Source organism: Paenibacillus macquariensis, from assembly GCF_900156375.1.
GTDB classification, from domain to species: Bacteria; Bacillota; Bacilli; order Paenibacillales; family Paenibacillaceae; genus Paenibacillus_AQ; species Paenibacillus_AQ macquariensis.
In genome coordinates, this window is the sequence record NZ_FTNK01000001.1 from 146,042 (window position 1) to 170,357 (window position 24,316).

Here is a 24,316-nt window from a genome sequence, read left to right on the forward strand (position 1 = left end):
CTCAGAGCAGAATCCAACGTCACTCACTACAATAATTAATTAGTAAGTGTAGTCTTTTTAAATTCTTTAACTTTTGATCAAGTGCAGTTCGAGTCATGCTCGATCCCGCCTCACAAACAGTATACCAAATACGTTGGCATATTTCATTATTTAAGTTTGACATCTCCAGAGATCACAGGAACGATGTTCCCCATCCCTGTATCTACAAGCAATGCACCACTCGGATCTAATCCGACAGCTAGGCCCTCTCTGAGCCCTTGAGTTGTGTTAAATACAACCTCGTGATTAATCGTTACTGAGAGTGCTTCCCATAACGATGCAATAGGGAGGAAACCCTCCTGAGCATATAGCTGGTACAACGTTTCGAACTCCTCTAGAACAGCTGCGATTAATAGCGTACGATCCACTATACCTCCACTTTCTGCCTTTAAAGAAGTGGCAATGTCTCGCAAATCTTCAGGGTATTCTGCCGAATCTACATTTACGCTAATCCCTATTCCAGCAATACAATAACGAACAACCTTATCCTCAACGGTTGATTCAAGCAAAATACCACATACTTTGCGTTGATTCATCAGAATATCATTTGGCCATTTGATTCCAACATCTAGACCCGTCGTCTTTCTTATCGCTCTACATACAGCCACTCCGCTCAGAAGCGTGAGTTGTGATGTATATTCAAGCGATTGCTGCGGACGAAGAACTAGACTCATCCAGATACCTTTACCGTATGGTGAGAACCACTTCCGACCTAATCTTCCTTTACCACCTGTCTGTTCTTCAGCGATGATAACAGTTCCTTCAGGCGCTCCTAATTCTGCTCTCTGTCTCGCTTCCTCTTGCGTAGAGACTGTAGTCTTGATGATCTCAAGATCTGAACCCATCACAACAGTATTTAGTGCATTGGTCAGTGTTAACTTGTCCAAAGTATCCGGCTTCATGAGAATACGATACCCTTTGTTAGGCACTGCCTCAAATTCATATCCTAACGTTCTTAGCTTATTGATCTGCTTCCACACGGCTGTACGGCTGATCGATAGTCTCCGACTCATTTCTTCACCCGATACAAACCCAGTGGGATTCTCAAGCAGAATATTCAATAATGTTTCCTCAGCCATGACTTATGTTCACCCGCTTTATTTCCTCAATTAAACAATTTTTATCATTTGCGACGATACCCGCTGCTACAGATAACAACAATTGCTGTAACAACTCTCCTAGCCAAGAGCCCGCTGGAATAGGATTAACCTTCATGACTTCTTTACCAGTTATACTTAATTCCTTGAGATGATGTATATGCATCTGTTGCTCCCAAGTAGCCAAGAGGTCTAACCATGCCAACGGGAATACCTGCCTATGTTCTGGCAGAGTTCTTTGTAACTTAAGCCAATTCAGTGCAGTTGATCTCCCACGATCAAGAACCAATCTGATCCAAGATAACCGCCGTTCTTCATTCGAAATCTCACTGTCCTGAATTCGGATAACTTGCTTCACCTGTTCGTCTAATCGCAGAATATTGCAAATCTCATCCTTGTCCTGATTGCTAAATGTCCATTTCCGCAAGAGTTGCCCCGCTTCGCTGGACGTATAGCCACCCGCATAGAGAAGCAAGGCCCACTTGAGACTGGCGGGTTCAAGCATCACTTGATTTAGTCCCATGATAATATCTGAATCGAACTGCGTACTAAGTACGGGCACTTTAGCGAAATCCAAAAGCTGGCTACGACGGAGTAGATCAAGACCTCTGAGCGGATTATTTCCACTCATTACCTTTTCCAACTCAACCCGAATTCTCTCCAACGCGATGTATTGTAAGTTAGCACGCTGAGACAATAATCCTTTCCAGGTATCCTTAGCGATCGAGTACCCAAATACGGATGCGAACCGTACACAGCGAACCATGCGCAGCGCATCCTCATTAAATCGTTCAAGAGGATTCCCTACACATCGAATAATACCCTTTCCCGTGTCTTGTCGACCGCCAAAGGGATCTATATATGTACCATCCACGGCTCTAGCAATCGCATTCATCGTGAAATCTCGCCGCTTTAAATCCTCAGAGATTTCTTTAACAAATGTAACCTCATCGGGTCGCCTATGATTCTCATAAGTACTCTCTACACGGTATGTAGTAACTTCAAAGGCGTACCCTTGTAACATTACTGTTATCGTCCCATGCTGAATTCCCGTTGGAATCGTATGCTTGAACAAGCCTACAATTTCCTCAGGAAGAGCTGATGTCGTCATATCCATATCATGGACAGGGCGACCGATCAATTCATCTCGAACACAGCCACCGACCCAATAGCCTTCGAATCCTTGTCCCAGTAACGTTCTAAGGAGGTTTTCACTTTGCTCTGCCATGCCAACTTCTGCATTATTCCACTTCACCACTTGCAACGCCCCCACACTTTAGAACATACAGCCTACCTGCATAACTCATCTAAATGATCGGAACTCGGAACTTCTCTCCCAAGAACACGGTAATAGATCTCTTCATACTGTTTCATAATCAATTCATCACAGAAACTCTCACGTGCACGCTTTAGAGATGCCTCTATAAATTTCTCAGATAAAGCTGGGTCACTTAGTAGACGAATCGCATAGTCAGCCATCTGGTCTACATCTCCGATAGGAGCTAAGAACCCTGTTTCACCATGAATAACAAGTTCAGGAATCCCTCCCGCTTCAGAGCCTACCGTCGGTACCCCACAAGCCATCGCTTCTAATGCAACTAGACCGAAACTTTCCTTCTCAGAGGGAAGTAATAGCACGTCTGCTAGCGAAATGACATGTGCAATCTCATCTTGTTTACCGAGAAAATGAACCTTATCCCCGAGTCCTAATTCATTAATTTTACATTGAATTTTTGGTAATTCAGGGCCTTCTCCTACGAACAATAATTTGGATGGAATCACTTTATTCACTTTCGCAAAAATATCCACAACATCCGACACCCGTTTGACTGGGCGGAAATTAGAAATATGCATCAGTATTTTCTCATCTGGTTTCGCAAAATCTTCACGTAGCGTAGAAGTATCTCGAGGGTAATACACTCGTTTATCCACGAAATTATATGTCAAATCAATATCTCGGCTAATATCCAAGACATCTCTAGTTTCCTTAATTAGGTCATTTGATACCGCTGTGACCGCATCACTCTCATTGATAGCTAACCGAATAAGATCCTTAAGCGATTCATCCTGTGCTAAGACAGTAATATCCGTCCCATGAAGAGTTGTAACCACTTTGAGCTTCTCTCCTACCATCTGTTTGGCAAGAAATGCACATACCGCATGAGGAACAGCATAATGCACATGGAGAATATCAAGATTCTGCATTTTAGCTACCTGTGCCATCTTAGTGGCTAATGATAAATCATAAGGTGGGTAACGAAATACATAATAGTCGCTAACTTCCACTTCGTGATAAAAAATATTTTTTTGAAACTTCGTACCTAACCGAAATGGAATGCTTTGCGTAATGAAGTGTACTTGATGACCCTTTTCAGCCAAAATCTTACCAAGTTCTGTCGCCACAACACCTGAACCACCAAGAGATGGGTAACATGTAATTCCTATTTTTAATGATTGACCTTGGTCCATAACGACCGCCCCCCTTTCCTTTTCACACTCACTTACCTATATTATGCATGGTAGGAGACGAAATATATAACAATGAAATCCACGAATGGTCAAATTAATAATATCGATAGTTAAAAGTGTTCAACTAAGAAAGGACTCTTGATTGCAAATCCTTCCGCAAAAGGTACCAATCTGCGTTGACCCACCAATCTATCTCTCGATTTCACACGCTCAATATATCCTTGATTAAGAGGTGTAACTACCGTTTCTGACTCTGACTTTTCAAACTGGGATCGATAACATGACAGAGCCTTCTCCTTCATGTCATATTGCTTCGAAATATCCACAATAAGATCAGCTTTCCCTAGATCGTTAATGAAATAGAAATATAATTGTTCCACATTCACAAAAGGACTCTCCGGCATGTACCGCCGGAGTTTTGCATTAAACACAGCCTCTTCTACTAGCTTACTACAAGCGACATGATCTGGATGTCTATCCTCCCAGTATGGTGCAAATATGATCCGAGGCGCATGAGCACGAATTTCTTCCGTTACGGCCTTCACGTTGTCCGGAGTCATAAATAAACCACGGTCTGGAAGTCCCAGATTACTCCGTGAAGTCAACTTCAATACTTTACCCGCTTCTTCTGCCTCTTGCTTACGAGTCTCCACTGTCCCATTGGAGGACATTTCCGCAAAAGTCAAATCACAAATCCCTACACGATAACCCGCCTCAACATGTTTATAAATCGTACCTGCCATCCCAATCTCTACGTCATCTGCATGTGCACCGAACACGAGGATATCAAGTTGCTCTGTCATAGCTCTTCACTAATGGGCTTGTACTTATGTACGAGGTCACGCCACGCAAAATCACCACGATCTAATGCCTTCACCAGAATTTCTGCTGTTGCAATATTCGTTGCTAAAGGTATGCCCTGAACATCGCAAAGACGAAGAAGCGCATTAATATCCGGCTCATGTGGTTGTGCCATAAGTGGGTCTCTTAAGAATATAATAAGGTCCATCTCATTTTGGGCTACAAGTGCACCAATTTGTTGATCTCCACCCAGTGGGCCAGACATGAATCTATGGATTTTCAAATCCGTGTTTTCCATAATTCTTAGTCCTGTGGTACCTGTTGAATATAATTCATTTCCTTCAAAAACACGTTCATAAGCAATTACGAAATTAACCATTTCTTCCTTCTTGCGGTCATGTGCTATAAATGCAATTTTCATAGTTTCTATCACTCCTAGTTAGTCGATGAATTGATCAAATCCGTATACAAGTCCGGTGTACTCCATCACTTTTTGAATGCCTACTTTAACCCCTGGCATATATCCAGCGCGTTCATATGAATCATGACGAATTTTGAGTGTCTGGCCATATCCGCCGAATATCACTTCCTGTTGAGCAAAGACCCCTGGTAAACGTACGCTATGAATTCTAAATCCATTGTAGTAACCGCCACGTGCGCCTTCAAGGATCTCTTCTTCATTCGGGTTTCCTTGGCGAAGCTCCTGACGATTCTCAACAATCATTTCAGCTGTTTTGATTGCTGTTCCTGAAGGTGCATCTAACTTCTGATCACCATGAGTCTCAATAATCTCAACATGCGGGAAGTACTTACTAGCTTGCGCTGCAAATTTCATCATCAAGATAGCACCAATTGAGAAATTCGGAGCAATCAATCCACCGATCTCCTTCTCTATACACAGCTTGTCCAGTTCCTTGATTTGTTCCGGTGTAAACCCCGTTGTTCCAATCACCGGACGTACCCCATGTTTAATCGCCAGTAACGTATTACTATACGCAGTTTGTGGCGTAGTAAAGTCAACCATAACATCAGGCTTACACTCAACAAAAGCAAGTTCCATATCTGAAGTGACGATAATGCCACTTGCTGGTAGCCCTACAAGGCTACCAGCATCCACTTCACCATCAGAGCGGCCTACTGCTGCAACTAATTCAAGTTCTTTATCCTCTAGAACTAACTTAACAACTTCTCTTCCCATACGGCCTCCGGCACCTACGACCGCTACTCTAATTGGATTTGACATAAGTCCCATCTCCCTCGTGTTCTTACTCATTTAATGAATCGTTTATATACTTTCTAAATCTTTTTTTTAATTGTTCTAACAATTTATCGAGACCTTGCTCTGCTGGCATGAGATAGAGCCCTTCTTTTAACGTCGAGATCGCAGCCGCATGTTCATTCAGCTCACTATAAGTTAGAGCTAACCACACGTACGCTTCAGCATTTAACGGATCGAGTGCTATCGCTTCCTTTAACAGAAACACGACTTGATAAAGATTAACAACAGAAGTACCGCTCATCCTATCCATTTGTTTCTTGGACTCATGCACCAGTTGTATGGCTTTAAGATGCTGCAAATAATATTTATAAATGATTTTCCCCGGCGCAAGTTCAAGTGCTTTTTCAGCATGTTCAATTCCTTTATCGATCCTGTTATTGCGAGCATAGGTAATCGAGCATTTATAATGAATCTCAGCGTCAGCCGGGTTAATAGCGATGGCTTCTTCAAAAAGACGAATGGCTTCCAAAAAGTCATTTTGTAAAATACAATGATACGCCTGTTGAACATAGTCTTCCGATTTCATAGCTGTTCACACCTTCAAAATAGGTTTTACTACAGCATATGTCAAGATCATTAATCGGTGTTTTTCAAGGTCCAACGATTAGCATCACGCGTATTAAATTTATGCATGACAGAGTCATGTGCTTTACTTAGATCAATACCTAGTGAATTTGCAAAACACATCGTTATGAACATAATATCTCCAAGCTCTAGTTCAATCGAATTATCTTCTTCACTTGGTTTCTTTGGTTTTTCACCAAATTGATGATTCACCTCACGGGCTAATTCGCCTACTTCTTCCGACATTCGCGCTAACATCGATAATGGACTGAAATACCCTTCTTTAAATTGTGATATGTAGAGGTCCACTTCTCGTTGCATTTCCGCCAAAGATTTCTCCATATTTGAACCAATCCCCTTTAGTGAAATACTTGTGACTATATTGGATTTTCTCGTAATCATTTTACTCCAAATGTCATATTAAAGCTATTTTGAAACAAATATTTTTATTAAGTAGCCTGAACAGGTATACTATTGATGACAAAAAAATCTAGGTTTTTCCTAATTATGAAAAGTGAGGATCCTATGAAATTAACCACCATCGTTACACAGCTCAAAATGATCATACCTATTATTGTAGGTACCGCTATTTACGCCTTTGGTCTTCTCTACTTCATTATTCCTAACCAATTAATGGAGGGGGGAATCACTGGGGTTACAATCTTGCTTAATTATGCTTTCCAAATTCCACCTGCTTTATCTACGTTTATCCTAAATATCCCGCTGTTCATACTGGGATGGATGGTATTAGGAAAGAAGCAGATGGTCTATTCTGGCGTCGGAATCTTATCTTTGACTTTTTTTCTATGGTTTTTCGAGATATTGATTCATCGCGGTTTAATATCTCCCTTTGTGACGCAATATGATTACATTCTCGCCTCCCTGTATGCTGGAGTAACACTTGGCGCAGGCCTTGGAATTGTATTCCGCTTCGGGGGTACTACCGGGGGATCAGACATCGTCGCAAGAATATGCAATCGTAAATTAGGCTGGAGTATGGGGCAAGTCATTCTCGCACTGGATATCATCATCATCGGTGCATCCTTGTTCTTCATTCCAAAGGAGAAAATATTATATACTTTCGTTGCGGTCTATATTGCTTCGAAAGTCATTGATTTCATCCAAGAAGGAGCTTACGCTGCAAAAGCTTTCACTATCATTAGTGACCATGCACCAGAAATAGCAGATTTGATCACGAAAGAAATGGATCGAGGCGTAACCCTTATTCCAGCGATTGGTGCCTATTCAAAGCAAGCCAAATATATGGTCTACTGTGTTGTCTCTAGACAAGAAATTCGACGTTTGAGTCTCATTGTAAAGTCCTTAGACCCCAAGGCCTTTGTGATCATAAACGATGTCCATGATGTACATGGTGAAGGCTTTAGGGAGGAATAGCATATTAATTGAAAGTATTACTTTCTAATATTATAAACAAGGTCGCTTCAACAAGCATGGATAACGATGCCTGTTGAAGCGACCCTTCTTTAAATCTTAGGTGGTGGAAGAGCCTTCATACTGGTCTGTTCCCCTCGATACTTACGATAACCAACATAGGATAAGATTGAGACTATAAATAATGCTCCGATCCAGAGCCCCTTATTAAACATATTATATTGAATTTGAGGAGCAAACGCAGGTTCATCCTTCTTTTTTCCAAATAACGTATTAAAATGCTCTTCACCTTGTGAAATCATACTCCGTATCGCTTCGGGATTCGAAGTTGTCGTGTTAGTTACCCCCCCTGCGTACGAGATCCACGAATCGATCATATTAACCTCAAAAGGTTTCTTTTGTATAACAATAGCGGGACGAATCAATTCATAATGAGTTTGAAGGCTATCATAAGCTTGTTTCAAACCCTCTTTATTATTCAAATTAAATTGACTCTGCATCGTACTCAAGTCCTCACGCACCACTTTATAATATTGATGCCATAAGGGTTGTTGTCTATTACTTAGACTATCTGCTGCTAACCGTAATTTCGCTATCGCTTGTAACCACAGCTCCGGTTGAAGTGTCGCTTGAGCTGTTGCTATTTTCACTTCTACAATACACTCTGCAAGAGCATGAATCCCCTCAACTTCAGTTAGCCCTTGAAATGATGATGAAGTAAATAATTTCTCGATTTGTTCTGTTTCCAGGCGAACTTTCGTTATGTTACCATCTACAACATCACGATATAACGTCTCTACAGCCTCACTTAGCTGTCCAGCCTGCTTAGAAGGCAGTGATGATGATTCATCCGCCCAGATCATGTGATAATCAGGCATGAAGACGATGATGAAGACAACCAACATCGTTAATAATGGATGAGATATGAATTTACGTGACATGGGACATCCCTCCTACCGTATATGTATGGTAAGAGGGATGTATATAGAACAAACTGCCTCAAATTCGACTATTCACCTTTAGCAATTCCCCTAAGCTCTGCGAGTATCCCGTCTAGCTAATCTTAAAGTTATCCAAGATACAATAACACTAAAGATTGTAAGTCCAATTGTGAAGTTCTGGACGGCGGTTAAATTATCACTCAACACACTAGGAAGCCAAGGATAAATACCATACGAATAATCGATGAAGTCATTTAATAGTGTCCAAGCAGCAGCACCTATCAACACACTCGTATTGAACCCAAAGAAGCGCACATATAGAAGAGCCTCAATAACCATCGCTGTATGAGATACTACTAACATCCAGTCTTGCCATTGGAGTACATCCCCTTGATATTGACCCGCAAATATCATACTACTTGCCCATAAACCATACTTCACTGAAGTAACCACAGCTAACGATTCAAATAAATAGCGAATTTGATTACCCCACATCGAACGAGGCTTGTACAATAAGCATCCTATACCTATCGTAAAGAATAAGCTTGCGGTTGGGCTATCTGGAACAAATACAATTAACCATGAAGCATAATTCTCTAATGTATAAGCCATTTGATTGCCATACCATATGTATCCGTAGATCGTTCCAATCACATTACATATAAACAAGAGCCATAGGAATTTACGATTACATAGAAAAGATCGGCTCCACAAATAAGAAATCGACACCCTTTGTTCCTCCTTAAAAAGTAAGTTAAGCGCTTAATTGATCATATCCCGCATGAGGATGCAGCTACACCGTTCATTAATGGGCGGGTACCCATCTCTGTCGAAATATTAAGAAGTAGCCTATCGAGTGAAACGTTACTTTCTTATATTTCCAAAAAGAACCTGATCGTTTAACCCGATCAGGTTCTCATCTTATTATATCCTACTATTCTGCTTTTTGTTTCGCAAGCCATTCAGCTAGATGATCAACATCTTTATCTGTTAGACCAGCAGCAATAGCATTATCGTACATAGGAGGCATCTTACCATCGCCATAACCTTCTTTAATAATGGTTAAGATCGCATCTTTGTCATGTACTTCACCGATACCACGTAAAGACGGGCCAGCTGCACCCTTCATATCCGCTGCATGACAAGTAATACAACCTGCCTTTTTATAAGATTCCATAGCTACATCTTCCTTTTCTACAATGGCAACCTCTTTTGTTGCAATTGCATTTGTAGTCGGAAGACCCTTAGCACGTTTCTCTCTTGCTTCTTCCTCACGTTGGATATGCTCTGCTTTCTGACCGGTAGCTTCCATTTCGTTAGAGTAATGGGTCCAAGCACCGTTTGTCAGATATACAATCGCCATAATCGCAAGGATCATAAGTGAAGATGTGATAGGTCTGCGATAGAAACGTCTTTCCTTCCCTGTATCTAGGAAAGGAGCGAGTAACAATGCGCCGAAAGCTACCCCTGTGACACCAATAACTCCAAGAACCACATAATCGCCTGAGGCATAAGGTAGTTTCAAATATTCATAAAGAAACAAGAAATACCAGTCTGGCATCGGGATAATCGTTGCACTTGGATTTGCTGGAAAGCCTAGTGGAGCCGGTTCAGCAATCGTTAGGACTAAGAATCCCACTAGAAAGACAACTCCAACCATCCATTCTTTCAACAAAAAGTTAGGGATGAACGCTTCTGATTTACCAGGGTATGCCGTGTAATCAGGTGGCACAATAAAACCTTTGGATTTCTTAACTCGCGAATCACCAACAAAGACAATTTTTTCGTCCGATTTTTTTCCGTGCGCCATCAAAATACCTCCCTTCTATTATAGTGGACCGGAAATCCCTTGTCTGCGGATCATGATAAAATGTCCAACCAACAGAGTTAACAGTACAGCCGGGAGGAAAAATACATGAAGGGCAAAGAACCGAGTTAACGTCTGAGCGCCAACAATTGTACCGCCTTGCATTAATTCCTTCAAAACAGGTCCTAAATATGGAACAGAGTTTGCAATTTCCATCGTAACTTTCGTTGCAAAATATGCCTTGTTATCCCAAGGAAGTAAATAACCTGTTAATCCCAGACCAAGCATTACGAAGAATATAAGCATACCTACAACCCAGTTCATTTCACGAGGGGCTTTGTAGGAGCCAGTAAAGAATACACGCATGGTATGTAAGAACATCATTACAATTACTAAACTCGCACCCCAATGGTGCATACCGCGTACGATTTGACCAAATGCAACCTGTGTCTGTAAATACTCAACACTGTTGTATGCATTGATAATATCTGGTACGTAATACATTGTCAGGAACATACCTGACAAAATCTGAATGACGGTAATGAAAAATGTCAATCCACCGAAGCAGTAAACAAATGCAGAGAAATGATGCGCCGGATTTACGTGTTCCGGTACTTCATGATCCGCGACGTCTCTCCATATCGGCGTGACATCGAGACGTTCGTCAATCCAGTTATAGATATTCTTAAACATCCGAAATTTTCGCCTCCTATTTCACTTCCGTATTTGGCTCAGTACTACCTAGATAGACCCAACCATTCTCGATCTTAATCTTGTACGTGTCGAGTGGTTTAGGAGAAACTGCTAAGTTCTTACCGACGTTAGTATAACGAGCGCCGTGGCAAGGACAGTGGTATTCATCTGGGAAATTCTTATCGTTATTCCATCCCACTGTACATCCCAAATGCTTACAAATGGGAGACAAAGCATAAATGTTACCTGTTTCATCCTTACGAATCCATGCAATTAAGTTTGCTGTACTAGGATACCAGCCATCTTGTTGCTTGAGTTCAAAGGTAAACTCTTGTGGTTCATTGGTAATCTTGCTAATTTCTGCCACTTTTACATATGCACCATCAGTTTTCTTATGCAAAATAGGATCCACTGCAAAACGTACCATTGGCAAGATCGCACCTGCGGCCATATATGCCGTTGCTCCTCCCAAAGTATACGTTAGAAATTGTCGACGGGACATTTCTTTACGACTATTGGGTTGGTGCTCTTCTTCATGATGATCATTTCGGTTGTTTTCCATGTCTTCAACCCCCTTTTTCAACCCATTCATAGTTCATTTTCAATGATATTAATCACACAAATTACCAGGACATATTAATAATATATTAGCCTATTAAGACCGTCAAGAATTATACACATTTTCATGTCAACAAGAAAGATTTACATAAAAAAATTGTTGAAATTTTGTCACAATTGGGTCACCGCTTAGTCTTCCAGAGGCTTTCAACCTTGTCTTGAATAATAGAAGAAAGCACCGTCTGATCGTTCTCAAATAATGGCGCTAACTGTTGCTGTGACAGTATTAAATCACAATTTAACACTTTCGATTCTTCTAGTATTGTATCCGCTGTCATAATGATAGCATATTTGAACCCACTTTCTTTAACTCTATGACATAATTCATTCAACGATTTGGGAATTTCTTGATTTTGATAATGAAAAGCCGGGTAGGTTACGATCCTTCCTTTATACCGTGTTTCAACTAAATCCATGAAATCACGTAATCTTTCTAATGAAGCCGTAGCTTCAACGGGAGATTCTAAACCCGTCAGACCCGTGAATGGAATTACACAGGTATCTAAATAGGGTTGTAACTCTGACCAAGACGCTTGAGATATCTCGCTGAACTTCACACTAGTCATCCTCTCTATTTCTTCATACCCTTTAATTTAAACTAAAAAAGAAGAAATGCATAGATGCACTTCTTCATTCTAAAGATTTAAGTTCATCTGTCAGTTCAGTAAATGCCATCTTATCTCCATTAGCTAAAGCGCTGTCAATTCCCTTGTAGAGCTCTGCCCTACGATGTTTACGTATGCATTCGTCCCAGACCATCTCAGCAGCTAATCCCAACATGACTTCGTAAGTAACTTTCAACTTATCCAATTGGATGCACCTCCAAACGAATGGTTAAGAGAACCTATATTCCCTTCCTTTGGTTACATAATTAGTCATGGTCATCGCCATACGTTGCAAATCTTTCTCTGTTAGCTCGCGTACCACTTTAGCAGGCGTTCCCAAGGAAAGGGTATAGGGTGGAATGATTGTGTTCTCAGTCACGACTGAACCCGCACCTATTAAAGCATATTCACCAATATCTGCTCCGTTCAGGACTATTGCTCCCATTCCAATTAATGTGCCTTTACCTATATTGCAACCGTGGATAATAGCCGCATGTCCTACAGAAACGTCATCAGCTAGAATAAGGGGTTGTGATGTATTAACATGGCCTACAGTGCCATCTTGAATATTACAGCGGCTTCCAATGATAATAGGAGCCATATCACCACGAAGTACGGCATTAAACCATATACTTGAATCCTCACCAATCTCAACTTCACCAATAATCTTGGCACCCTCACCGACAAAGACGGAACTATGTAACTTAGGTAGCTTACTACCATATGCGATCAACATCTCACATCACTCCTTAACTTGGGAGTGATTGTATCAATTGGTTTACACCTTGTCAATCCTCAGATCTAATTCGTCATCTTTCGCATGAAGCGTACACTTTTCAACCATTCTGTTACCCCAAACGGTCATTTTCACAACTGTACCTTCTTCGGTATTCCCGATGCGGACAAGGCCAAGGTGCATCATCATTTGAAGTACGCGCTGTTCCATAATCGATTGCGAAGTGTCATAGTAATATGGTTTTATCAGCCATCCTAAGGCCTCTTGCAACGAAGAAATCGTTATCCATTCACATGCACACTGTCCAATCCAATAGACAATAGACGACAAATTCGGAATAGGTTGTTTATACAGTCTTAACCAATAGCGAAATATCTGTACCATACCTTCGCTTTTACCTTGCTCAAGCCTTTCCAGTCCCATGTTGGTTATCTTTAGTCTATGACCCATCTCTTCAATATAATTCATATGAAATGAATAATCATAGATCAAGGCTAACCTGCTAGGATAAGCCGTAAATGTTCTTCCATAACCAAAGCGCCATCCCCCTTTTGAAAGAAGTGCTTCTGTAATATGGAAACTTTCCATGATCTGTTGCTGTGTTCTTCGATACATCGTGCCTTCCTGATTCATTTCAATCTCTTGTTGTTGAACAAAACGGAGAAAGAAAACTAAATCTTCTGCCACGAGACCTTGTTCTTCCCTATAAACAGCTGGTTCTTCTGTGAAATGTATTGTACTTTTTACATAAGAACCTAGTTCTTTCCGAAACCTTTCCTTTAGATCTTCAGGAACCTGAAACAAGTACCTTGTATGCTGTGTCATACCGTTAAATAACCAACCACTACTTTTGAAGCGCGCAATGACCTCACGTGGGCTTGGAATCTTGGGTAGGTCCTTGGATCGTTCTCCCTCAACTATTTGAAAAGAGGTTTGCCTAATGATGGCAATTAACTCTTCCACGTTGAAGTAACTTCGACTGTCAAACAAGATCGCGTTCAGAAACCGCAAATCGTCTACCGAGAGACATCGAATTTGTTGTCCTATAAATTCCCTGCGATTCAAAGTCACTAAGATGCTCTGAATTAACTCGTGTTTTGAATTACGCTTGCACTCGCATTGATAGTGACTTGCAATAGTAGTCAACTGACCAATGTCAGCAAACGTGAGCATATCCGCTAGATTCATCCTTGATCGCCTCGCCGTTTTATTTCCATTATTGGTATGTTTTCATAATTTGATACTAGGTTGCACCATTCCAATATAGATTCAGCATTTTGACAGGATCACAAGTTAATCATTTGAATACATAGTTGACGTTTTTCACTAAATCTAAACCTAATCCATTACCATTCATAAATAAATCCAGTTAAAACTTTTTTCCACACAAAAAAAGCCCTATTATTTAGGACTCAAGCTGTTTTCCAAGTAAATGACGGGTGCAATTGTATAGTAATGGCGTCCAGTCCAAGTCCTTTTTCTCGAGGATGGTTAGCGACAAGTTCCCAATACGCTCCGTAAATCGATCGTCAAACAAGGCAGTATATAATACGGCTAAAAAGCCACCGTGGCTAATCACAAGTACGTTCTTATCCGGATATTTATTCCATATATCTCCCATAAATTCAAGACCTCGAGTTCGGATCGCATCCTTCTTCTCTTGACCAAGGTCCTGCTGGTCCCATTCCTTACCCCAGTTCTTTTCGCGTTCCTCAGCAGAAAGGCCTTCTACTTGCCCAAAGGAACGCTCTAATAGGCGCTTATCAGGTTCTAGAAGTGGGATGTTCAAGATGGAAGCAATAATAGATCCCGTCTCCTCAGCACGCGATAGACCACTGCTGATAATATAATCCCACTTGAAAGACTCTTCCCGCAGACGTTCACCTAATGCTCTGGCTTGCCCTCGTCCATCGTCATTCAAAGGAATATCACTTTGCCCCTGAATTTTACCAATCATATTCCAGTCAGTAACGCCATGACGAATTAGACCTAATTTCATCCTATTTGTCCTCCATTCCAGTAAGTAGCTATGTTCAGCGACGAATGCGACCTAACCTTCTTAATGAATATAGTGCCAAGGCTACACTCAGAGTAGATAAAACCATCCAATATATAGGATGAGTTGGTCCCATAGTGACCACCAACGGTTCAATAATGCCACTATTTAACGCAGGAATGATATAATTCCCATCTTGTGGAAAAACATTGGGAATCCCTGCAACGCCCGTAGGCAAAATGCCATTCGTAGGAGCAGTATCTATTGGTGGATCTGATCGATCCATCATGACAAGATAGAAAAAACTAATACAAAACAACATCAGACAGGCCGTAATCCATAGAGATAGTTTACGCCGCGTTGCTCCAGATACCGCAAACGGCTGACTTTTATCTTGAATCAGCCAAGGAGATTCGCTATATATTCGATCCATGACTTGACGGTTCACAGACTCTGATTGTAGCTCAGTCACATCGACACTTAAACCATGAATCAAACATTGACTCTCTTCCCAAAATTCGAACTCAGCTGAACATTCGGTACAGGTTGCTATATGTTGTTCTAACATACGCCTCTTCGGGTCTTCACTGGGGAGATCCCACATTAACCCGAATGACTCCTGAGCCTCACAGCATTTCATCTGCTTGTCATCCCTTCATACTCATCATTAATGTGGTCATAATAGTAAGGTTCAAGTTGTGTCTTCACACTAGAACGCGCACGAAATAAAAGTGATTTAACAGAACTTACGCTTTGTTCCAAAATATTAGCTATTTCCTGATAATCTAATTGGTCGTATTCTCTCAAAATTAATGCAGAACGTTGTTTCTCCGGCAAATTATTGATCGCAATCCTGACTAGATTAACCTTCTCATTGCGGAGAATTGTTTGTTCTGGTGCTACTTCAAGAGGTGCCACCGGAACAATTCCACATTCTTCTAGTGGTATATTTCCATTGCGATGTTTACGCAGTTCACTAAGAACCGTATTGCGAGCAATCGTGTACAGCCATGTGGAAAAGCTCGCATCCACTTCCCTGAATGTATTCAGGCTGCGGTAAGCTTTATAAAAAGTTTCAGAACAAAGATCTTCCGCCTGCAGCTCCATATTGGAACTTTTAAGCATATGATATACAAACGCTAATATTTTACGCTGATAACGACGCATTAATACAGAATAAAGTTCGACATTTCCCTCTTTTATCTCGCGAACCATCTGGGAGTCCGTCATATGAGTGCGACCTCCTCGCCAACCATTTGTTCTTCGCTCAAATTCAAACAAAAATCGAGCTGAACTGGCATAAAAAAATTGCGGTTTAACCGCTATATAATAATAAAATCCCCAAACAACATCCTCTATGTACTGAAAAATTCCACTACAATTCAACAAACTTGCTTAACCATTGTAACATAAATAAAAATGATAGTCAGGTAGATTGATAGAATCGACAACTTCCTTTATTAACCACAGGGTGACAACATTCATCAAATTACCCATCCAAAAGATCATTGCTCCTCTCTCATTTTTTTCGTATTTTCATCTCTTTCTTATATGCTGCATTTCCATCTAATATTCAGATATTAGCAGAAGAATTCCATTACTGCAGTTACCTCTTTGGTCCGAACACGACTCCAGTGACACCCTTCCCATATACTTTACTAAACGCACTATGAGATCATAAAGTTACAGTCCTGATGATCACAGAACAAAAAAAACCACTTTTGTGAGTGGTCATTCACTAACTCATGGATGTATAACCATTGTACTTATTAAGAATAAGTATCATTTACTCAAAGTCATAATTAAAGGTGATTGTGAACACTTCAGCACTCCCAGACTCAAAGTTAAGTTCACCAACAATCCCTGTCCATTCCCCAGTTCCAGAACCTTTGACAACCTTTCGTTGTGAGGTAAGTACACCTTCCTCAAATTTCCCCACGTGTTCTAACACGAAGCTACCTGACTTATCCCCAATACAGCCTATAATGCGTTCTAAGCCGTATACAGTAGCAGACCCATCCGGCAAATAACATTTCAACTCTTGCAGTATGCCTTCGCCTTGTAGCCCGCCACTATACTCCATAGTAAAAGTTCCCTGTGTGAGTCTGGTTCCTCCTTCAACTTCACTAAACGGAACTTCACTCGCTTGTGTTAATTTAAAAGTTGCTTTAGCTTGCATACTGTTCATCATATATAGAACCTCACAATCATTTTTTCGAAGTATATAACACATCATTAGTTATATCCCAAGACAAAAAAAAGACCACTTTTTTCAAAGTGGTCTCCGCTCAAGTCAGAGCGGAAGTATTGGATAGGAGTGGAGAGAAACCATACTGTAAGTTCATTGTAATGTATCCGTTTTCATTTGTCAATTATTGTTTTATAAGTTAATGTAAACACTTTTATAAATCACATAAATACGGTGTATTGTAGCTCTTGCAGTAAGATCCTTGCACGTTCCATATCCTCTTCCTGACGGAATGAAAGCCGCATGACACCTGGAACATCTTCTCTGCTCTCTATGATTTGAATATTACTAAGGTTGATCTGCTCTGAACCAAGTTCAGTGGCAATCTTACCAATGATACCGGGATGATCCGGGACATTCAAATACAGATCAAATAACGGCGCAATCATTCCCTTGCGTCCTTCTGGGAGTTCATTGCGAAAAGCATTGGCTTTCTGAAAAGCTTCTTCTATCCCTTCTCCATTGCTCGTCGTAAGCATTTCGATAAAAGAAGAGATACCCAAGTTCCAATCCCGAAGCAATCGAAGCATGACTTCATTATTATTCAGAAGAATGTCCCGCCATATGATAGGGTCGCTTGAAGCGATACGCGTGATGTCTCTAAATCCTCCTGCTGCCAACCTACGGTATAATGAATTAGATTCATTTAAGTCACAGACTTGGTTAACTAGAGCTACTGCAATAACATGCGGTAAATGGCTAATAGCACCTACGATCTCATCGTGAAGTCTTGGTTCCACCTTCACAATTTGAGCACGCGTAAAAGACAATAGGCGTTCTAGTGAACCTATTGCTTCATCTGGCACATTTGTTGAAGGACATAATACATAATACGCATTCTCAAATAGAAGGACTGAAGCCGCTTCTACGCCCGATCGTTCTGATCCAGCCATAGGATGTCCACCAATGAAATAAACGTCTTTCAGTACTAATGCTTCAGCTGCTGCGGATATGCTTGCTTTGGTACTTCCCACATCCGTAATGATACAGCCCTTCTTTAAAGGTAGCCCACTCAATTTCTCTAAATATTCTTCTAATTTCCCTACGGGTACACAAAGAAAAATAAAATCAGCATCACAGGCGGCTTCCTCTATCGAGAGTGTAGCCTTATCCACAACTTCTCTGCTAATATATTTATCCATTAAATCAGGGCGGTGGGCATGGCCCACCACCGTAATTCCTGGCTTATCTTTAAAGCAAAGTGCCAATGAACCCCCGATTAATCCTACTCCAAAGATAGCTATTTTTGTAGTGTTCATGATATCTCATTTCTATTCTTAAATTTATTATTTACACTTGGGCAGATACTTGATGTAGCACTTCTTCAAGCGATTGAATGAACACCGCGTTTTGTTCTGGCGTACCTACAGTCACTCGAATATAACTCGGGTACCGTTGATGCCCCGCACGAATAATGACACCTTTTCGTAATAAACCTTGGAATACTTCACCCGATGGCTTACGAACATCGACCATAACGAAGTTCCCATTTGCAGGCATGTAAGACAATCCTAGACGATCAAATTCAGCTTGTAAGTAAACAATGCTTTGAGCATTCAAAGTACGGCATTGATCTACAAACCCTTGATCTTCCAATGCAGCAATTGCGGCAACTTGAGCGATACGTGACGTATTAAATGGTTCCCGAACTTGATTAATTAATTTAATTACTTCAGCACTTCCTACACCATATCCAATACGTAGAGAAGCTAAACCATATATTTTGGAGAATGTACGTAGAACGACTATATTAGGGTATTTACTTAACAAGGTTATACCATCCGTATAAGATGAGTCTGTAACAAATTCACAATAAGCCTCATCAAGTACGACCAATACATGGGAAGGAACAGCATCTAAGAACGTAATTAACGCATTCTCCGTTACGATAGTCCCTGTCGGATTGTTCGGATTACATACCCATACGATCTTAGTACGCTCATTGATAGCAGCTAACATAGCATCAAGATCATGTGTACCATTCTTTAGTGGCACTTCGATGCTGAGTGCACCTTCAATGTCGGCATTACTCTTATACACTGAGAACGTCTGATCAGCCATGATCGTCTCGTCACCTGGTACAAAAAAGGCACGTGTAATCAATGCAATAATCTCATCCGATCCACATCCAAAAATGATCTGGTTACTATCCACACCCAAATGATTACTTAATGCTGTCGTCAAATTAGTAGCACTACCATCTGGATAAATACTGATATTCTCAATTTCAGAAAGAACCGCATCTTTAATGCGAGGAGATGCTCCATATGGATTCTCATTGGAAGCTAACTTAATGACCTCAGTTAATCCAAATTCTCGTTTCACTTCTTCTGTTGGTTTTCCTGGTTGATATACTGGCAGGTTAACAATATGGGATTTAGGTTGCATAATAATATCCCCTCACTTTCTATCTATTTATGCTTTTAATTGTGCCACAAACTTACGAATTTGTAATAGTCCCTCTTGTCTAGTATTAGCATCATTTAATAACGGAATTACGGACTCAATCTCTCGAACAATAGCGCTACCAACAACGACACCATCACATATTTGCGAGAAGTGCGCTACTTGTTCATGAGTAGAGATACCGAACCCAACGGCAACTGGAATATTCGTATACTTCTTAACGGTTTGAATAAATTCTTCAACCCCTTGGTGAAAAGTGGACCGTTCCCCTGTTACGCCTAAGGAAGATACACAATACACAAATCCGCTTGCATTACTTACAATCTTTTCAATTCGTTCATTTGAAGTGGGTGCCACCAATGGAATAAGACTTACTCCCGCTTCATCGGCACGTCGACGTATTTCTCCAGATTCTTCTACTGGAAGATCCGGAATAATAAGTCCACTTATTTCATGAGTCTGAACTTCTTTGAAGAAAAGGTCCAGACCCATCTGTAACACTGGATTGAAGTATGTGAATAGAATAAATGGCATTTGGACGCCTGACTCACGTGCCTTTACCGCCGTTTCCATACATGTACGAATATTAACCCCATGCTTCAGTGCTCGCTGAGATGCACGTTGAATAACAGGTCCATCCGCTAGTGGATCGGAATAAGGTACACCTAACTCAAGGATATCTGCACCAGCTGCCTCTAATTGTACAATGATTTCCACCGTCGTCTCAATATCTGGATCTCCTACTGTCAAAAAAGGAATGAGCGCGGTACGATTCTGACTCTTCAGCACTTCAAATGTCTGATCCATTAAATTCATGACTGAACACCTCCTGTGTAAGCCATGATGGATTCAACGTCTTTATCTCCACGTCCAGATAAACAAATAACTATGATGTCATCCTTCGTTAACTTAGGAGCTATCTTAATTACTTCAGCTACCGCATGTGCAGATTCAAGTGCCGGGATAATTCCTTCCGTCCTACAAAGTAATTGCAATGCATCAAGTGCTTCTTGATCCGTGATCGGAACATATTTAACACGTTCAATATCCTTAAGGTAAGAGTGTTCTGGCCCAACGCCTGGGTAATCAAGTCCAGCAGATATAGAATGAGCTTCAATTACCTGACCATGTTGATCTTGCAAGAGATAACTCATAGACCCTTGGAATACACCATGTGTTCCCTTAGTCATCGTAGCAGCATGGAAGTCGGTATCCACGCCTTTTCCTGCCGCTTCTACACCAACCATAGCTACTTCTTTATCTTCTATGAAAGGATAGAACATTCCAATCGCGTTACTTCCACCACCAACAGGGGCCACAAGTATATTCGGTAGACGACCTTCCAGTTCAAGAATTTGACGTCTCGTCTCATCTCCGATCACTCTCTGGAAGTTACGGACCATCATAGGGTATGGATGTGGTCCTACAGCAGAACCTAGAATATAAAACGTATCATCTACATTACTAACCCAGTATCGAAGTGCTTCATTACCTGCATCCTTCAGCGTGCGTGAACCTGAAGTGACTGGAATTACTTCTGCACCGAGTAACTTCATTCGGAAGACATTCAGAGCTTGGCGTTTCGTATCTTCTTCACCCATGAATACCTTACATTCCATGCCAAGAAGTGCAGCTACCGTAGCTGTTGCTACGCCGTGCTGGCCAGCTCCCGTCTCAGCGATGACCTTCTTCTTACCCATACGTTTAGCAAGAAGGCCTTGAGCGATCGCATTATTGATTTTGTGAGCACCTGTATGGTTTAAATCTTCACGTTTCAAATAAATCTTCGCTTCACCCAAATGTTGACTGAGTCGTTCCGCATAATATAGAGGTGTCTCACGACCAGAATATTGTTTCAACAAATAGTCAATTTCCGCTTGGAAACTAGGATCCTCTGCGTTGCGTTTATACGATTCCTCTAGTTCTATCAGTGCATTCATTAATGTTTCTGGTACGAAACGACCACCGAATGGACCGAAGCGACCATTCTGGTCTGGCATTTGCGTCATATCTGTTTCACCCTTTCGATAAAAGCTTTGATTTTCTCTATATCTTTCAAACCATTAGTTTCTACACCGCTAGAAACATCAACCCCATAAGGGTGATATTTCGTGATCAATTCCCCAACATTATTAGGTTCAAGGCCGCCTGCCACAAAAAGTGGGATACCGTGTTCAGAGCTCCATTCCTGATAGTGCGGAATTTGTTTCTCCCACGCAAAGGTCTGCCCCGAGCCACCCCCATAAATAGGGTCGAACGTATCCAGTAACAAGGCATCAATAACGCCAACATAATCTTTTGAAATGACATGCTGGTCTATCGAGTTCGAATGATTCTCAGTTCCCTTGCTATGCACTGAAACAGCTTTAAATACCTTCACACCGAACTTGCGCTTCACGGCTTCGCAGAACACGGCATCTTCTTGTCCATGTAATTGAATGACATCGAGGGGAGCTTGTTCCATTACTTTAGATAAGAAATCCATATCAGGATTCACGAATACGCCTACACCCTCAGGACGGGTCTCATGTTGCCAAGCTTGGAGCTGTTGTAAAAGTATATTTGCACCTTCAGCTGTCACTTGTCTACGGCTGTTAGCAAATACGAATCCGATATAATCTACTGGTAAGTTTAACATCGATTTTAGCACTTCAACGTCCTGAAGTCCACAGATTTTTACGACTGTATTGTTCATCTATAACCTTCCTTGGAATTCATGGGGAGCTCCCATCAGCTCATTTACAGCCACACCAACATCTTGTTGACGCATGAAGTATTCGCCAATGAGCACTCCATCTGCACCTGACTGCTTCAGGAAGGCCATATCATCTGTGCTTGAAATTCCACTTTCACTGATTATCGTAATCCCCTTTGGAATCATTTGAATCAGCTTGGCAGTCGTCTCTAGCGATGTCTCAAACGTTTGTAAATTACGATTGTTAATCCCTATTAACGATGCCTGATCTAAATGTAATACATCCTCTAGCTCCTGTGCGTTATGAACTTCAATTAATGCATCTAGTCCAATCGAGGATGCCGTCTTCATGAGTGAAGAGATTTGAGAAGGTGTTAATATACTTGCAATAAGAAGCACCGCATCCGCTCCTAACAAGCGAGCCTCATAGATTTGACGTTCATCAATAATGAAATCTTTGCGAAGAAGGGGTATATTCACTGCTGTCCGTACAGCTCTCAAGTATTCACCACTACCTTGAAAGTAATCTACATCTGTCAGCACAGATAGACAATCTGCTCCCGCCTGCTCATATGCAAGTGCAATCTCTACAGGATTGAAATCCGGACGAATTAAACCTTTGGATGGCGAGGCTTTCTTGACCTCCGCAATTAATCCCATATCTCTATGACGATCTGACGATACTGCTCTTAGAAACCCTCTAGTCGGAGGTAAGTTTGCAATGATTCGTTCTGTTGTTGATAAATCAAAGTTCTTCGCAAGTTCCTCTACCTCTTTTACTTTAGTTGCTACGATTTTATCAAGATACATAGGACTCTTCTCCTGTCATTTGAATCAATTGATTTAATTTAGCATACGCATTGCCGTTATCTATAGCTTCTGTAGCTAGCTTGACACCTTCTAAGATACTCTCAGAAAGGCCGGATACATAAATGCAAGCACCCGCATTTGCTAAGACAACATCTCGATAAGGACTCTTCTCTCCTTGCAGAACCCCTTGAATGATTCTGGCGTTCTCTGCTGCATCCCCCCCTAGAACTTTTTCTAGAGGATGCATCTCAAGTCCTAAGTCATGTGGATTGATTTCATAAGTCGTTACTTGACCTCCACGTAATTCAGATACCTGGGTTGGTGCAGAGATACTAATCTCGTCTAATCCATCTAAACTTGAAACGACCAAAGCACGCTTCAATCCAAGCTCCTTCAGTACATGTGCAATCGTCTCCGTCATCTTTCGATCATACACACCTAAGAGCTGACGGTCAGCTCCTGCCGGGTTCGTTAGTGGCCCTAGCATATTAAAAACTGTTCGCACACCAAGCTCTTTACGTGGTGCTGCTGCATGTCGCATAGATGGATGGTAAATTTGAGCGAATAAGAAACAAATCCCGATCTCATCCAAACAACGTTTCGCTTGTTCAGCTGTAATGTTAATGTTCACTCCAAGTGCTTCCAATACATCTGCACTTCCTGCACGTCCAGACGCTGAGCGATTACCATGCTTGGCTACACGTACAGAGACAGCTGATGAAATGATGGCAGAGGTCGTCGATATATTGAATTTGTGTATTCCTGATCCTCCTGTACCACATGTATCCAGCAAGTGGGCACTTTCCGTCAACATTCGAGTGCCCGATCCTCTCATCGCTTCAGCAAAACCAGTAATCTCTTCAACAGTCTCACCTTTGATCCGAAGTGCAGTTAATAGTCCACCAATCTGAGCCTGTGTTGCTGCCCCGTCCATAATACTCTGCATAACCTGACGTGCCTCTGCTCTTGAAAGATCATTTCCTGAAATCAAATTAGATAGGCTTGATTGAATCATATCTGCTTGATTCAATTCGTTACTCAACTTTTCTACACTATTCTCCACTATACTCATCTCCATTATATTCATTTGCATGGGTTCAGCTCTCTAAACCCCTATCCA

Annotated in this window: 29 protein-coding genes; 1 reads left to right on the forward strand and 28 read right to left on the reverse strand. The window is 41.3% G+C overall.

The genetic code is table 11. From position 1 onward, the window contains the following. Positions 1 to 146 precede the first annotated feature (146 nt). The 8 genes from BW961_RS00480 to BW961_RS00515 all read right to left on the reverse strand — a co-directional run bounded on the left by BW961_RS00480 (position 147) and on the right by BW961_RS00515 (position 6,591). On the reverse strand, positions 147 to 1,118 hold the full coding sequence (locus tag BW961_RS00480) for a biotin--[acetyl-CoA-carboxylase] ligase (RefSeq protein WP_068590253.1): 972 nt from the start codon (positions 1,116 to 1,118) through the stop codon (positions 147 to 149). Next, entirely contained in the window at positions 1,111 to 2,394 is a 1,284-nt protein-coding gene (locus tag BW961_RS00485; protein ID WP_244555831.1) for a CCA tRNA nucleotidyltransferase, read from the reverse strand. The genes BW961_RS00480 and BW961_RS00485 overlap by 8 nt, the downstream gene beginning before the upstream one ends. Before the next feature lie 32 nt (positions 2,395 to 2,426). After that, positions 2,427 to 3,605 (reverse strand): N-acetyl-alpha-D-glucosaminyl L-malate synthase BshA, encoded by a 1,179-nt coding sequence (gene bshA / locus BW961_RS00490; RefSeq protein WP_068590251.1) that lies wholly within the window; start codon positions 3,603 to 3,605, stop codon positions 2,427 to 2,429. A 110-nt stretch (positions 3,606 to 3,715) separates the two neighbouring features. Then, positions 3,716 to 4,408, reverse strand: coding sequence for a bacillithiol biosynthesis deacetylase BshB1 (gene bshB1, locus BW961_RS00495; RefSeq protein ID WP_068590249.1), 693 nt, complete (start codon positions 4,406 to 4,408; stop codon positions 3,716 to 3,718). Next, a complete protein-coding gene (gene mgsA, locus BW961_RS00500; protein WP_068590247.1) occupies positions 4,405 to 4,827 on the reverse strand; it encodes a methylglyoxal synthase in 423 nt (140 codons plus the stop codon). Before mgsA ends, bshB1 begins: the two co-directional genes overlap by 4 nt. Positions 4,828 to 4,845: 18 nt before the next feature. Then, entirely contained in the window at positions 4,846 to 5,649 is an 804-nt protein-coding gene (gene dapB / locus BW961_RS00505) for a 4-hydroxy-tetrahydrodipicolinate reductase (RefSeq protein WP_068590245.1), read from the reverse strand. Between the two features lie 22 nt (positions 5,650 to 5,671). Next, positions 5,672 to 6,211: a tetratricopeptide repeat protein gene (locus BW961_RS00510; RefSeq protein ID WP_068590243.1), complete on the reverse strand. Its 540-nt coding sequence runs from the start codon at positions 6,209 to 6,211 to the stop codon at positions 5,672 to 5,674. Between the two features lie 50 nt (positions 6,212 to 6,261). Then, positions 6,262 to 6,591 carry a nucleotide pyrophosphohydrolase gene (locus BW961_RS00515; RefSeq protein ID WP_068590241.1) on the reverse strand — a complete coding sequence of 110 codons (330 nt, stop codon included), beginning with the start codon at positions 6,589 to 6,591 and terminating at the stop codon, positions 6,262 to 6,264. A 183-nt stretch (positions 6,592 to 6,774) separates the two neighbouring features. Here BW961_RS00515 and BW961_RS00520 point away from each other — a divergent pair, with 183 nt between their 5' ends. Next, positions 6,775 to 7,644 (forward strand): YitT family protein, encoded by an 870-nt coding sequence (locus BW961_RS00520; protein WP_068590592.1) that lies wholly within the window; start codon positions 6,775 to 6,777, stop codon positions 7,642 to 7,644. 89 nt (positions 7,645 to 7,733) lie between these two features. Here BW961_RS00520 and BW961_RS00525 read toward each other — a convergent pair whose 3' ends face one another. The 20 genes from BW961_RS00525 to trpD form a co-directional block, all read right to left on the reverse strand. Then, entirely contained in the window at positions 7,734 to 8,582 is an 849-nt protein-coding gene (locus BW961_RS00525; RefSeq protein WP_068590239.1) for a sporulation protein YpjB, read from the reverse strand. Positions 8,583 to 8,672: 90 nt separating this feature from the next. Beyond that, on the reverse strand, positions 8,673 to 9,311 hold the full coding sequence (locus tag BW961_RS00530) for a DUF1405 domain-containing protein (RefSeq protein ID WP_068590237.1): 639 nt from the start codon (positions 9,309 to 9,311) through the stop codon (positions 8,673 to 8,675). Between the two features lie 205 nt (positions 9,312 to 9,516). Continuing rightward, the gene (locus BW961_RS00535; protein WP_068590235.1) at positions 9,517 to 10,392 is read right to left on the reverse strand and encodes a menaquinol-cytochrome c reductase cytochrome b/c subunit; all 876 of its coding nucleotides are present in this window, start codon (positions 10,390 to 10,392) and stop codon (positions 9,517 to 9,519) included. A gap of 18 nt (positions 10,393 to 10,410) precedes the next feature. After that, on the reverse strand, positions 10,411 to 11,082 hold the full coding sequence (gene qcrB / locus BW961_RS00540; RefSeq protein ID WP_068530469.1) for a menaquinol-cytochrome c reductase cytochrome b subunit: 672 nt from the start codon (positions 11,080 to 11,082) through the stop codon (positions 10,411 to 10,413). A 16-nt stretch (positions 11,083 to 11,098) separates the two neighbouring features. Continuing rightward, complete coding sequence (locus tag BW961_RS00545; protein WP_068590233.1) at positions 11,099 to 11,644, reverse strand: QcrA and Rieske domain-containing protein; 546 nt, start codon at positions 11,642 to 11,644, stop codon at positions 11,099 to 11,101. Between the two features lie 178 nt (positions 11,645 to 11,822). Then, positions 11,823 to 12,257, reverse strand: coding sequence for a DUF2487 family protein (locus BW961_RS00550; RefSeq protein WP_068590231.1), 435 nt, complete (start codon positions 12,255 to 12,257; stop codon positions 11,823 to 11,825). A 73-nt stretch (positions 12,258 to 12,330) separates the two neighbouring features. Further along, positions 12,331 to 12,510: an IDEAL domain-containing protein gene (locus BW961_RS00555; RefSeq protein ID WP_068590229.1), complete on the reverse strand. Its 180-nt coding sequence runs from the start codon at positions 12,508 to 12,510 to the stop codon at positions 12,331 to 12,333. Between the two features lie 24 nt (positions 12,511 to 12,534). Next, entirely contained in the window at positions 12,535 to 13,041 is a 507-nt protein-coding gene (locus BW961_RS00560; RefSeq protein ID WP_068590227.1) for a gamma carbonic anhydrase family protein, read from the reverse strand. A gap of 42 nt (positions 13,042 to 13,083) precedes the next feature. After that, positions 13,084 to 14,229 carry a hypothetical protein gene (locus BW961_RS00565; RefSeq protein ID WP_068590225.1) on the reverse strand — a complete coding sequence of 382 codons (1,146 nt, stop codon included), beginning with the start codon at positions 14,227 to 14,229 and terminating at the stop codon, positions 13,084 to 13,086. Between the two features lie 217 nt (positions 14,230 to 14,446). Further along, positions 14,447 to 15,040 carry a histidine phosphatase family protein gene (locus BW961_RS00570; RefSeq protein ID WP_068590222.1) on the reverse strand — a complete coding sequence of 198 codons (594 nt, stop codon included), beginning with the start codon at positions 15,038 to 15,040 and terminating at the stop codon, positions 14,447 to 14,449. A 34-nt stretch (positions 15,041 to 15,074) separates the two neighbouring features. Beyond that, the gene (locus BW961_RS00575; protein WP_068590221.1) at positions 15,075 to 15,677 is read right to left on the reverse strand and encodes a hypothetical protein; all 603 of its coding nucleotides are present in this window, start codon (positions 15,675 to 15,677) and stop codon (positions 15,075 to 15,077) included. After that, positions 15,674 to 16,267, reverse strand: a complete 594-nt coding sequence (locus tag BW961_RS00580) for an RNA polymerase sigma factor (protein WP_068590218.1) — start codon at positions 16,265 to 16,267, stop codon at positions 15,674 to 15,676. The genes BW961_RS00575 and BW961_RS00580 overlap by 4 nt, the downstream gene beginning before the upstream one ends. Positions 16,268 to 16,823: 556 nt before the next feature. Beyond that, positions 16,824 to 17,228 carry a DUF3224 domain-containing protein gene (locus BW961_RS00585; protein ID WP_169810340.1) on the reverse strand — a complete coding sequence of 135 codons (405 nt, stop codon included), beginning with the start codon at positions 17,226 to 17,228 and terminating at the stop codon, positions 16,824 to 16,826. A 218-nt stretch (positions 17,229 to 17,446) separates the two neighbouring features. After that, positions 17,447 to 18,544: a prephenate dehydrogenase gene (locus BW961_RS00590; protein ID WP_068590216.1), complete on the reverse strand. Its 1,098-nt coding sequence runs from the start codon at positions 18,542 to 18,544 to the stop codon at positions 17,447 to 17,449. 31 nt (positions 18,545 to 18,575) lie between these two features. Beyond that, positions 18,576 to 19,673 carry a histidinol-phosphate transaminase gene (gene hisC / locus BW961_RS00595; RefSeq protein WP_068590214.1) on the reverse strand — a complete coding sequence of 366 codons (1,098 nt, stop codon included), beginning with the start codon at positions 19,671 to 19,673 and terminating at the stop codon, positions 18,576 to 18,578. A 27-nt stretch (positions 19,674 to 19,700) separates the two neighbouring features. Continuing rightward, positions 19,701 to 20,507, reverse strand: coding sequence for a tryptophan synthase subunit alpha (gene trpA / locus BW961_RS00600; protein ID WP_068590212.1), 807 nt, complete (start codon positions 20,505 to 20,507; stop codon positions 19,701 to 19,703). Then, positions 20,504 to 21,700, reverse strand: a complete 1,197-nt coding sequence (gene trpB / locus BW961_RS00605) for a tryptophan synthase subunit beta (protein WP_068590210.1) — start codon at positions 21,698 to 21,700, stop codon at positions 20,504 to 20,506. Before trpB ends, trpA begins: the two co-directional genes overlap by 4 nt. Next, positions 21,697 to 22,386 carry a phosphoribosylanthranilate isomerase gene (locus tag BW961_RS00610; protein WP_068590207.1) on the reverse strand — a complete coding sequence of 230 codons (690 nt, stop codon included), beginning with the start codon at positions 22,384 to 22,386 and terminating at the stop codon, positions 21,697 to 21,699. The genes trpB and BW961_RS00610 overlap by 4 nt, the downstream gene beginning before the upstream one ends. Next, positions 22,387 to 23,196, reverse strand: coding sequence for an indole-3-glycerol phosphate synthase TrpC (gene trpC / locus BW961_RS00615; RefSeq protein WP_068590205.1), 810 nt, complete (start codon positions 23,194 to 23,196; stop codon positions 22,387 to 22,389). It lies immediately after the preceding gene. Then, a complete protein-coding gene (gene trpD, locus BW961_RS00620) occupies positions 23,186 to 24,211 on the reverse strand; it encodes an anthranilate phosphoribosyltransferase (protein ID WP_411830664.1) in 1,026 nt (341 codons plus the stop codon). The genes trpC and trpD overlap by 11 nt, the downstream gene beginning before the upstream one ends. Between the last annotated feature and the right edge of the window lie 105 nt (positions 24,212 to 24,316).